Here is an 11,689-nt window from a genome sequence, read left to right as displayed (position 1 = left end):
TAGATTTATAGATTTATAGCTTCACAGCTTCAGTCATTCTTGTCTAACTCATCAAAGCTAACCAACACGTTTTAGTGGTTGCTTTTCCAGCTTGGATCCACGGCTGCCTGACTGAAATCTAGAGGGTCACTATTTGGGGTCGCTTGTCTCTCTGTTGATGCTTGCTCGGAATTAGGTTGTTGGCTGTAATCAACATTCGTATCTTGAGCACTCGCCGTTTGAGTATCTAGATGGCTCGCATCTACTTTTAATGCCTCACCTTCTTCATCGGACGCTTCTTTAACCTTCTTAGGGACAGGGACATTGCGTTTGTAGAGCTTGTTGAGCGCCTTAATGATTGAGTGCTTAGTGATTGCTTCTTGTGTCAGCTTAGTCATTATCGGTTTAGTCAGAGCCTGTAAGCCTACGACAGCATCCACACCAAGTTCCCCGCCGACTTTATCCCTCAAGTGCTTGGCTTCTGAGTAACCAAAATGAGCCGATAGAAATAGCCAGATATAAGCGATAGCGTTACCGTGTTCACCATGGTCAATCCAAGCTTCACCAGCTCTAAACATGGCTTCTGCACTGTTCTTTTCTGCGGCAGTTTCAAACCAGTACACCGCTTCGCCGTGATTCGGTTCAACACCCACACCGTTCAAATAACTCATACCAAGTTTGATCTTGCCGTCTAAGCTATTCTTTTCCGCGGCCTTTTGGTACCACTCGACAGAGCTTTCGGCAGAGTAGTCTGGGTTTTCTTTATCTAGACACCAGTCACCAATGAACAGCATCGCTTCAGTATTACCACCAGCCGCAGACTCTTCAATATAGGTATAACCCTTAGGGATGTTCTTATCGGTTCCGCGACCAAAGACAAGCGCTTTGCCCATCTCAAATTTCGCAGACACGTCATTGTCCAATGCGGATATCGCAAGCTGCCAAAAGTTGGCTTTTTCTCTTAAAATCAGGTCTTCTTTACGCTTCATGCTTAGGCGCACAATGCCGTACATGCCATTGATATTATCGAGTTGCGCTGCTTTGTCGTACCAATACAGAGCTTCCTTAATATTGTTACGTTCAGCTTCTTTTGCCAAATACAGTATCGACGGTACATGCCCAGTTTCGGCTTTGAAGTGACGCTCTTTTTGCTCTTGTATGCGCGCTTTTTCAATCGCTTTTCGGTAAGCGACAGCACGAGCCTTACGTTCTTGTTCCAAGCGCTGCTTTCTTAGCGATAAAGAGATCAGCCACACGGCGACAAGTATTAACGAAAGAGCCGTCGCACCAATTGCGATTCCCATTGTACTCATAAAATATTTTAACCTAACTCGGTTGATACCAGCCTCGGTGTCGAGGAGTTATCAACCTATAGTGAATGTTTCGAATTACAGGGAAAAGCGCCGTTATTAAAACGTTCCGCCCTAAAATGAACTCAGTTCAGTATCTCAGGAATACATAACGATAAAAAGTCTACTTAGACCTATCCGTATGCACTCCATAAATGGTGTGATCTTGCTTCAATATCGATTACTTATGAAGACTACCTTTCACCAAAAAATCAGTAGTAAAGGGAATGATTTTCCACTCTCTATCTCTTACACTTATGGTTAGGTAAGCTGCCCATAAATGTATGCCAACTCAGCGACCGTTTTCGCAGAAAACTTCTTCATCAAACTCGCTCGGTGTACTTCCACGGTTCTCATTGCGATGCACAATTCATCGGCTATTTTCTGGTTACGCTTACCGTCGATAATTTGTTTGAGAATGCCTATCTCACGCTCGGTTAATGATGCGTACGCTTGGCGATACACGTTCATGTGTAAGTGCTTTTCAGAAGCGTCCAAACCTTGTTTGATCGCCTCAGCTAACTCATTACCTTTAACTGGCTTTTGAAAGAAATTCACCGCGCCGGCTTGTAAGGCTTCAACCGCCATTGGCACATCACCGTGACCCGTCAGATAAATCACCGACAGTGGGCTCTGCGCTTTCACCATCAACTCATGAACTTGCTGCCCTCTCATCTCTGGCATGCGGCTGTCTAAAACCACACAACCCGGTGCACTCAAATCCACCGAGTCCAAAAAACTCGGGCCATCTTCAAAAGCTGACACAGTGAAATCATGCTCTTCCAATAAGAACACCAGCGAGTCACGCATCGACTCATCGTCATCAACCACATAAACCGGCAACGTTTGATGAAGTTCAGGCATAACAAGATTCCTTATGAATCATTTGAAAGAGAAAAAGGTAACGTCACTGCAACGTGACAGCCATGAGGAATCAGTGACTTAATGGTCATTTGACCGCTGTGGTCTTCAATCACGTCCTCGCAAATCGCAAGCCCTAACCCCAAACCGTTTTCTTTGCTACTCACAAAGGCTTGAGTGACTTGCTGCTCAGTGAAATCTAAGCCCGTGCCGTTATCGATAACCGACAGCATCATTTTATCCGGTTGATACTCGGTAATCACTTTAATTGTTGGTGGTTCGCTGTTTTTGTTATCAATATCAGACGCAGCGCTTTGTTCGCGATGCTGTTGTGCGTTACACGCGTCCGTCGCATTGTTGATCAAATTTACAACCACCTGCTGCAATCCGACAGGGTCAACATGTAGCGTGATAGGTTTACCCACGACATAACGTTCAATGGTTATCTTGTGTTTCTCTAATCGAAATTGCAGTAGCTCGATGGTATCTGTAAGAAGCACTTCTATATCAGTTTGAGATTTATCTGATGAGCGTTTTTTGATCATGTTTCTTAATCGCTGGATAATCGCATCAGCACGGTCCACTTGCGACTGGATCTTCTCAAATACAGGCTCTATGTCAGTCAGCGGTTTGTTCTTCGAAATCCGCAGTAAACCACCTTCGCTATAATTCCGAATAGCTGCCAAAGGCTGATTAATCTCGTGTGCCAAGCTACTTCCCAGTTCACCAACTACCGCGATACGTTGTGAGTGCTCTAGCTGTTCACTCTTACTTTTCAGCTTGTACAGCGTCGCTTCTAGTTGCTTTTTGCTGCGACTGAATTTGTATTCTAGCCAGAAGTGGTAAGCATTCAGAGACACCACGAGAATAAAGAACGCCCATGCCCACTGTTGATTGTACTTGAGCCAGATTAACGCTTCTTTCCACCAAGGTTGTTGCAGTGGATGCATGTCGAGTTGTTGATATAGCTTGTCGATCGACAGCAAGCTTGTCGGTGAAGTCCAGCCCGATGCATTCGCTGCAATGGCTGGTGCACTGCTCTTTGGCATCGAAAACAGCACCTGACTCATTTGTTTAGCCAGTGCCGAAGAGGCTCGTTCTGTTTTGGCAAACGACCAATTAGAATACAGAGGTGTAGACACTTGGCATCGGAAGCCTTCAGGCGCTTGATTACCGATGATTCGATATTGCCCAGCCACCAGCAAACCTTCACTGATCATGTTCTCAACTAAACAGCTTGGTACGACAGCCGCTTCAATGTGCCCTTCACGTAGTTGATACAAGCTGGCGTCGATCGGGAAACCTAAAAATTGGGTGTTAGAGAAAAAGTGGTTGGGATTAAGCCCTTGTTGCATCACTTGGTAACGCATAGTGAGGTAACCACCAAAAGCATTTTCAGATACTGCCGCAATCGGCTTACCGCTGAGTTGTTCGAGAGAGATATAAGGCGACATTCTTCTCACCACCAAGGCGGAACCAATGCTGCGTGTATTACTAGTGTCTTGAGCTTCAAAGTTATGACTGGTCATGGTTGCCATCCAAGAAAGCGCATACTGGCGTCCTAATCGAACCGCCTGACCGGGGTTGGTGATGACAAAGTCGACCTCAACACCTTTTACCGCATCAGCCATCTCTTCTAAGTTGAAAGGCTTGAGAACAAAGTGTTTGCCGGGAATGCGCTCCGACAACCAATCCATCGTCGGCTGCCAACGCTGCTGCGCGGAAAGCTTGCCTCGAATAGCCAGCACACCGACCTCAATCACCTGTTCCGACTCAACAGTGTTTGATGTTGTAATCTCTTGCTCCGCTTGAGCGGCTAAACAGATTCCTGCAGTTAGACTCAACCAACAAAGGCTAACGATTGATATTAGGTTTCGGACTGTCACTAAAATCTCTTTCTCCACACTGATGGCATGTTCACACTCGAATAACGCATTGACGACACGTTAAATAGAGCCTTTAAACAAAGCATAACAGCTAGATTGGTAAAACCACATTTGTTCTAGATCAACTTTGATCTGGGTATGTGGAAATCCACAATACCCCGCGTACGCCCAAAATCTGACAATGAGCCCAACAGATAGAATACCCATTTATAGGTACCAACATGGACTCATTGAAAAGACGGTTTCTCAGCCAATTCGGCAAGGTTTCCGCTGGTGCTGCGCTCATTCCCATCACCGGAATCAACACCGTAGTCGCAAGCACAGCCATTCGCAATAACAACCAACCTGACCGCAAAGGCGAAGTAGATAAACGCTACGCCATGGCGGTTGATTTACGTAAATGCGTTGGCTGTCAGGCGTGCACCGTTGGCTGTAGCGTTGAAAACCAAGCGCCAATTGGCCAGTTCAGAACCACCGTAAAACAGTATGAAGTCTCCCTTGATGATGGTTCGACTACTCAACAAGAGGTGAAGTCATTCATGTTGCCTCGTCTGTGTAACCACTGCGACGATGCTCCGTGCATTAAGGTTTGTCCTGTTCAAGCGACCTTCCAACGTGAAGACGGCATTGTAATGGTCGACAACGAACGCTGCGTAGCCTGTGCTTACTGTGTTCAAGCTTGCCCTTACGACGCTCGATTCATCAACAACGACACCCTTACCGCAGACAAATGCACCTTCTGTGCACACCGCCTTGAAGACGGTTTACTGCCCGCTTGTGTCGAAACCTGTGTTGGTGGTGCTCGTGTGATTGGTGACCTCAAAGACCCAAACAGCGAAATTAACCGCCTGCTCAATGAAAACCAAGACGACATAAAAGTGCTTAAACCAGAGCAGAATACCAACCCACATGTTTTCTATATCGGCATGAATGAGCGATTCGTTAGCTACATTGAAGGCCAACCTGCGATTTATGATCCAGCCGCCATCGATAACTCATCCTCTAGCAAACAAGAATTGGCAATCGCGACACAAGGCAAACAAGGAGAGACAGCATGAATATCACTGAGGTGTTAGTTCCCGCTCAAGAGATCGCTTGGCTACCGTGGGCGGTTCAATATTTCTTCTACATTGGTTCGACTTACGCGGCCGCTATTCTGTTTTTGATTGCACTGATATTCAAGAACTCAACCAGCCACCAATTTCGTTCTGCCCTTGTGCTTGTGATGGCCATCGGCGCGATTGTTGGGCCATTAGCACTTACTGGTGACTTGCATCAACCCGGACGTGCGTGGCACTTCTATGCTCACATCACACCTTGGTCATGGATGTCATTGGGCTCTCTGTTTCTACCTTTGTTTTCTGGTCTGGCTGTTGCGACTGCTTGGGTTTACCTGCGTGATGACATCGCACAGCTCAAAGAGAGTGAAAACCCACTTCTAAAACGTTTGTCTTGGCTGACGCTAGGTAAATGGCAAATATCATCAAAGCTGATGATTGCACTCGCTGCTGTGACGGCTATTTCGGGCCTAAGCATCGCGCTTTATACAGGCGCAGAGATTGCGATTTTGGCGAGCCGACCGCTTTGGCATCAACCGGCTTCTCCACTACTTTGGTTCACGACCGCATTCTTTGCTGCAACGGGTTTAACGCTGTTGATTTGGGCTCTTCTACCTTCAAGCAAGCCAAGCTTAAAACCAACAGACCTAGCTCTGATACAAAGAACCATTACCTTAACGGGTGGCCTTGCCATCATTCTCACGTCGATTTGGGCATCTAACCATGGTCACTTCAGCCTGTATGAGAATGACGCTTGGGGCATCAATTTAGGCATCATGACCACCAGCATTTTGCTGTGCATGATCTTGGTTCTACCACTGCAACGCCTATCGCAAAGTAAGCTAGGAATTATCTGTGTTGCGCTTGCGACCATAGTTTCTGCATGGGCGGTACGTTGGGTCACCATGATGGAAGTTCAAACCATTCCACGTTTCGATGTTGGCCCATTCCCTTATGAACTGCCGATGGGTAGCGCAGGATTACTCGGCATTGTTGGTATGTGTGGTCTTTGGTTAGCACTTGCGTTGTTCGCCTCTGAGATCGTGTCTACTGGTTCTACACGAACAACTGGTTCTGCACCAAAGACAACATCGAAGCCAAACCAAAATACACCTTCACCACTTAACCGCTCACATAGCTTGTAGTCTGAGGAATCATCATGGATAACAAACGTCGTCAATTTTTGAAAACAGGCCTTGCTGCCGGTGGTGTTGGAGCTTTTGCTGCAGGTTATGCGACAACCACAAAACACATGGTTCACGGTGCTATCGATGGCACCGCGGGTAAGAAAACCAACCACATCCATCACGGTAATTCGCTAGAGACGGAATACAGTGTCGATGAGCAAGGTAAGATCTCGCCGAATCCAAACCAACGCGTTGCACCATCAATGTGTTTTGGTTGCTGGACACTGTGTGGCTTGCGTGTACGTATCGATAATCGCAATGACGAGATCTTGCGTATCTCAGGTAATCCGTATCACCCACTATCAAGTGATCAGCAGATCCCGTTCAAAACACCGGTAAAAGACGCCTACATTGGCTTGTCTGGAGAATCCGGTATCAATAATCGTTCGACAGCCTGCGCCCGTGGTAATGGCATGTTAGAGATTCAAAACAGCCCATACCGAATCACTCAACCGCTCAAACGTGTCGGTAAACGTGGTGAAGGCAAGTGGGAACCGATCAGCTACGAGCAACTAATCACTGAGATCACCGAAGGTGGTGACTTGTTCGGTGAAGGCGAAGTGGAAGGCTTACGATCGATTCGCGATATCGAAACACCACTTGATCCAAATAACCCTGAATACGGTCCAAAAGCCAACCAATTGTTGGTGACGAATGCTGGTAATGAAGGCCGTGATGACATCTTGAAGCGCTTTGCATTCAACAGCTATGGTACACGAAACTTCGGTCACCACGGCTCTTACTGTGGCTACGCATTCCGTGCAGGTTCTGGCGCGATCATGAACGATCTAGACAAGTTCTCGCACCTAAAACCCGACTTCAACAACGCAGAGTTCATTCTTTTCATCGGCATGTCTCCAGCTCAAGCGGGTAACCCGTTTAAGCGCCAAGCGAGACAATTGGCTGAGGCTCGTACCAACGGAAAACTGAGCTACACCATTGTGACTCCAAGCCTTCCGGCAGGATCGTCAAGCCTTGCGGCGGGCGATCGCAACAACTGGCTACCGATCAAACCGGGCACCGATTCAGCATTAGTTCTGGGCATGATCCAATGGATCATCGACAACCAGCGCTACAATCACGACTTCTTGTCTCGCCCAAGTGCGCAAGCGATGAAGCAAGCAGGCACCACACACTGGTGTAATGCATCTCACCTTGTGATCAGTGACGAGTCGCACCCACAAAATGGGCGTATGCTTCGTGCATCGGATATAGGGTTGCTAGAAACAGGCGAACCGATGTCTGACGATGACGGATTTATCGCACTTGATGTGACAACGTCACTATTAGCATCATATCTTCAGGTGAATGAAGCGGCTCTGTTCGTCGATCAAGACGTAGAAGTTGATGGTCAGACTGTTCGTGTTAAGTCTTCTCTACAAAGATTGAAGGAAGAAGCCTTCAAATATGACCTTGCATACTACAGTGAGCAGTGTGAGATCCCGCAGGACCAAATTATTGCGCTAGCGAAACGCTTTACCAGTTACGGGACGAAAGCAGTCGTGGATACTCACGGTGGCAACATGCACACCAACGGCTTCTACAACTCGTTCTCTATCTTAATGCTGAACGCGCTGATCGGTAACATCAACGCGAAAGGCGGTGCGATGGCGAAAGCGGGTGGCTACCCGACTTCGGTTGCAGGTCCTCGTTACGACTTTACAAAGTTTAAAGGCAAGACCAAGCCACAGGGCGTGTTCTTATCTCGCAGCAAATTCCCATATCACAAGACCAGCGAATACAAACGTCGCGTTGCGGCAGGTGAATCACCTTACCCAACACGCGCGCCTTGGTACCCAATCTCTGCACCGCTGTTAACCGAGCATTTATCAGCGGCGATTGATGGCTACCCTTACCGTGCAAAAGCGTGGATCAACCACATGGCGAACCCACTATATGGTGTCCCAGGCTTAGACAACCTGCTAGGCGAGAAGCTTAAAGATCCCAAACAGCTTGGCTTGATCGTGTCTATCGATGCCTTTATCAATGAAACGACTGCCTTATCGGATTACCTAGTGCCAGACACAGTGACCTACGAGAGCTGGGGCATGGCAACACCTTGGCATGGTGTCGCGACCAAAGCGATCACCGCTCGTTGGCCGATTGTTGAGCCTAAAACTTCCCGCACTCAAGACGGACGTGCCATCAACCTAGAGAACTTCTTTATTGATCTAGCGAAAACGCTTGGCCTAGGTGGCTTCGGCGACAACGTAATCAAAGACAATCAAGGTAACTGGCACGGTATTCATAGCGCTGAAGACTTCTACCTGCGCTCGGCTGCTAACTTAGCGTTCGTAAAAGGTGGCGTGCCGAATGTGGATGCGGAAGATATTGTTTGGTCTGGTCTTGAGCGCCTAGTGCCTGTGATGAACAAAACGCTCAAGCCTGAAGAGATGCTCAAAGTAGCGTACATTTTTGCGCGTGGCGGTCGTTTTGAAGACGCAACCAATGCCTACACCAATGAAACCATGAAGTACAAATGGACCAAACCTTTGGCTATCTGGAATGAGAAGCTGGGGACCTCTCGCAACACCATCAGTGGCGAACAGTACATGGGTTGCCCGACATGGTATCCACAGAAGCTGGCAGACGGCACACCTTTAGCAGAGCAGTTCCCGACCAAAGATTGGCCATTTACTCTGACCAACTTTAAATCCAACATTCACAGTGCGGTCTCTAATTTGTCACCACGCTTGGAATCGATTAAAGGAGTAAACCCTGTTTACATCCACCCGCAAGACGCCTCTTCTGTGGGTATCAAAACCGGTGACGTGTTTGCTATTGAAACACCGAGCTCAACCACACATGCGTTGGCGATGGTGATTGATGGCATCAAACCGGGCACATTAGGCTTTGAACACGGCTTTGGTCATAAAGAACTCGGTGAGCGTGCGCACTGGATCGGTAATACACAACAACCGGTGAAGATGAAGTCGAACGATGGCGTTAACATTAATGATATAGGCTTGATCGACCCGACGAGAGAAGGCAAAGGCGTCATGTTGGATTGGGTTGTGGGGGCAGCAGCAAGGCAAGCGCTTCCGGCTAAGATCTACAAGGTCTAGCTTAAACTCAGCAAGCTATAACTTAATCACTCATTCAAAACACTTCCTTATCTGATTTGCAGATGAGAACACAACAGGGCAACTTCGTCATTCGAGGTTGCTCTGCTTTTTCGTCCCCTTGATCTAGAAAAGCAGCCTATTTGGATAAACGTCCAATCTACATAAAGTACCCAATCTAGATAAAGCATCCGCTCTAGATAGAGTAATCAACCCAAAGCCATTAGGTAATCTTCATTTCACCACAACTTTTTTAGCCCGCATCCATAAAGCAGCTATGCTTATACAATCGGTGCCATAAAAGAGCCTTAACAAGCAGTTATACCGAGGCGAACATGGCAGTTCCCTTGCATTTCATAAACGGCAGTTGGATCAACCTATAGAAGTTCACATCAATACCATTATGGTGATTGAGGTTATTAATGTGAGACTCACCTCAAGTTCCAAGTGAATTAATGTGGAAATCCACAATAGCGCGAACAACCAATTATGTCGAAAATGCATGCATTACAACCAATAGCGACGCCTCATGACTAAGCTGACAATTAAAACTCAAACTCTAACGCTTTGCATCGCTGCTCTAGGAAGCCTTTCTTTATCCGCTTTTGCACAAGCAGCACCTAATCCAATGCCAGAAGCCGCAGAAACTTGTAGCGGCTGCCATCAAGCCGACGGTAAAGGCATGCCCAACATTGCCCCTATGCTTGCAGGGCTCAATGCTGACTATCTAGAACATCAACTGGTTCTGTTCTCAAGTGGTGAGCGTCAAAGCGCGATCATGAAGGGAATGGCTGACGGTGTATCTGATCCCGCAGTTCGTCGTGAGGTCGCAGAATACTTTGCATCACTACCTTCATACGAATTTACCGATTTAGAGCAGCGCGGCTCACAGGCTGATATCGATAACCCCTATCGTAAACTTGTATTCCAAGGCGATTGGGATAGAAACATTCCAGCCTGTGCAACCTGTCATGGGCCAAGCGGTATGGGCGTAGACAAATTCCCGCGCCTAGCAAGCCAGCATGCCGACTACATTCAGACTCAGCTCAATGCTTGGAAAAACGGCACTCGTAAGGGTGATGATTTAAACATGATGGGCAATATCGCCGGCAAGTTGACCGACGATGAGATCAAAAACCTCTCTTACTATTTCGCATCTTTCCGATACTAAAGGGCTCGCATGAAAACATTACTTCTAATTACCGCAACCCTTGCCTCTGGAATCGCTTATGCCGAAGGTGAGTTGCCCGATCGCCAAACCGAACTGCCCGCCGTTGAAAAACCACAAGATAATAAATATCTGGTGCCACGCGACTTGGTAGATATTCCTGATGGGGAATTTGGTGACAAAGTAAAACTGGGCTATTCCCTGTTTGTCGATTCACAACAGATGCGTGGTACGTTCGTCGGCAATGAACAAAACTGTGTCAACTGCCACATGCAAGCGGGCATGAAGCCTAACGCTGCCCCTCTTTGGGGTGCGTACATGGCCTACCCTGCGTATCGTTCTAAGAATGACAAGGTAAACAGCTACGCAGAACGTATCCAAGGTTGCTTCACCTACTCAATGAATGGTCTGCCACCGGCTGAGGGTTCAAAAGAGATGGTCGCACTGACGGCGTATTCATACTGGCTGGCGATGGGCGGCATCTTAGACAAGAACGGCATGCAAGATACACCCGTTCCTGAGATCAGCGATGCTGATTTACAAGTCGGTGGTAAAGCGGAAAGCTTCCCTCTCCCTGAAGAGCTGTTAAGCAAATACCCAATCGATGGCCGCAGTAAGTTGGCAGGGCGTGGCTATCCTAAGATTGATAATCCTGAACAAGAGCCATCGATAGCGCGTGGTGAAAAGGTTTACCAAACCAACTGCCAAACCTGTCATGGTCAAAATGGTGAAGGTATTAAAGGGGCTGACGGACGTTCATACTTTCCACCATTGTGGGGCGAAAACGCGTATAACTGGGGCGCGGGTATGCACCGGGTGAACACCGCTGCCTATTTCATCTATGAAAACATGCCGCTTGGAAAGAGCCAGCAACTTTCGATTCAAGATGCATGGGATGTGGCTGCATTTGTGAATAGTCATGAACGCCCACAAGATCCTCGATACAAGGGTGATGTTGATAGCAATGCTAAGCGCTACCACAATCACCAAGGTTACTATGGCAAAGAAGTTGATGGTCATGTACTAGGTACCAAAGCTTATCCGAGTGGTAAAGAAGTGATTCATGAGCATTAATAGGTATTAGTGAATATGAGCCGTTCACGCCAGCTATAGCTAAGCTTTACATTGTAAATCAGTGA

At 47.4% G+C, this 11,689-nt stretch carries 8 protein-coding genes; 5 read left to right on the top strand and 3 right to left on the bottom strand.

Annotated features, from left to right (window positions below; translation table 11 throughout):
* Window positions 1–71 precede the first annotated feature (71 nt).
* The 3 genes from AB4133_RS12675 to AB4133_RS12665 all read right to left on the bottom strand — a co-directional run bounded on the left by AB4133_RS12675 (window position 72) and on the right by AB4133_RS12665 (window position 4,075).
* Window positions 72–1,292 carry a tetratricopeptide repeat protein gene (locus AB4133_RS12675; RefSeq protein WP_372224669.1) on the bottom strand — a complete coding sequence of 407 codons (1,221 nt, stop codon included), beginning with the start codon at window positions 1,290–1,292 and terminating at the stop codon, window positions 72–74.
* Window positions 1,293–1,589: 297 nt separating this feature from the next.
* Window positions 1,590–2,192 (bottom strand): response regulator transcription factor, encoded by a 603-nt coding sequence (locus AB4133_RS12670; protein ID WP_372224668.1) that lies wholly within the window; start codon window positions 2,190–2,192, stop codon window positions 1,590–1,592.
* An 11-nt stretch (window positions 2,193–2,203) separates the two neighbouring features.
* The gene (locus AB4133_RS12665; protein WP_372224666.1) at window positions 2,204–4,075 is read right to left on the bottom strand and encodes a PhnD/SsuA/transferrin family substrate-binding protein; all 1,872 of its coding nucleotides are present in this window, start codon (window positions 4,073–4,075) and stop codon (window positions 2,204–2,206) included.
* A 221-nt stretch (window positions 4,076–4,296) separates the two neighbouring features.
* On the opposite strand from AB4133_RS12665, the gene dsrO reads away from it, so the two are divergent.
* The 5 genes from dsrO to AB4133_RS12640 all read left to right on the top strand — a co-directional run bounded on the left by dsrO (window position 4,297) and on the right by AB4133_RS12640 (window position 11,624).
* The gene (gene dsrO / locus AB4133_RS12660; RefSeq protein WP_372224664.1) at window positions 4,297–5,133 is read left to right on the top strand and encodes a sulfate reduction electron transfer complex DsrMKJOP subunit DsrO; all 837 of its coding nucleotides are present in this window, start codon (window positions 4,297–4,299) and stop codon (window positions 5,131–5,133) included.
* Window positions 5,130–6,278, top strand: coding sequence for an NrfD/PsrC family molybdoenzyme membrane anchor subunit (gene nrfD / locus AB4133_RS12655; protein WP_372224662.1), 1,149 nt, complete (start codon window positions 5,130–5,132; stop codon window positions 6,276–6,278). Before dsrO ends, nrfD begins: the two co-directional genes overlap by 4 nt.
* A 14-nt stretch (window positions 6,279–6,292) precedes the next feature.
* Window positions 6,293–9,385 carry a tetrathionate reductase subunit A gene (locus tag AB4133_RS12650; RefSeq protein WP_372224661.1) on the top strand — a complete coding sequence of 1,031 codons (3,093 nt, stop codon included), beginning with the start codon at window positions 6,293–6,295 and terminating at the stop codon, window positions 9,383–9,385.
* A 526-nt stretch (window positions 9,386–9,911) separates the two neighbouring features.
* Entirely contained in the window at window positions 9,912–10,553 is a 642-nt protein-coding gene (locus tag AB4133_RS12645) for a c-type cytochrome (protein WP_017064226.1), read from the top strand.
* A 9-nt stretch (window positions 10,554–10,562) separates the two neighbouring features.
* Window positions 10,563–11,624, top strand: a complete 1,062-nt coding sequence (locus tag AB4133_RS12640; RefSeq protein WP_372224659.1) for a c-type cytochrome — start codon at window positions 10,563–10,565, stop codon at window positions 11,622–11,624.
* Window positions 11,625–11,689: the final 65 nt, after the last annotated feature.

This window comes from Vibrio sp. 10N.286.52.F8, from assembly GCF_041468745.1.
GTDB classification, from domain to species: domain Bacteria; phylum Pseudomonadota; class Gammaproteobacteria; order Enterobacterales; family Vibrionaceae; genus Vibrio; species Vibrio crassostreae_C.
This window is presented reverse-complemented; position numbering and strand designations above follow the sequence as displayed.

Bases quoted from the DNA above. Each gene is read 5' to 3' on its own strand.
- nrfD (WP_372224662.1), top strand. From the start codon at position 5,130: ATGAATATCACTGAGGTGTTAGTTCCCGCTCAAGAGATCGCTTGGCTA.
- dsrO (WP_372224664.1), top strand. From the start codon at position 4,297: ATGGACTCATTGAAAAGACGGTTTCTCAGCCAATTCGGCAAGGTTTCC.
- AB4133_RS12675 (WP_372224669.1), bottom strand. From the start codon at position 1,292: ATGAGTACAATGGGAATCGCAATTGGTGCGACGGCTCTTTCGTTAATA.
- AB4133_RS12645 (WP_017064226.1), top strand. From the start codon at position 9,912: ATGACTAAGCTGACAATTAAAACTCAAACTCTAACGCTTTGCATCGCT.
- AB4133_RS12640 (WP_372224659.1), top strand. From the start codon at position 10,563: ATGAAAACATTACTTCTAATTACCGCAACCCTTGCCTCTGGAATCGCT.
- AB4133_RS12670 (WP_372224668.1), bottom strand. From the start codon at position 2,192: ATGCCTGAACTTCATCAAACGTTGCCGGTTTATGTGGTTGATGACGAT.
- AB4133_RS12650 (WP_372224661.1), top strand. From the start codon at position 6,293: ATGGATAACAAACGTCGTCAATTTTTGAAAACAGGCCTTGCTGCCGGT.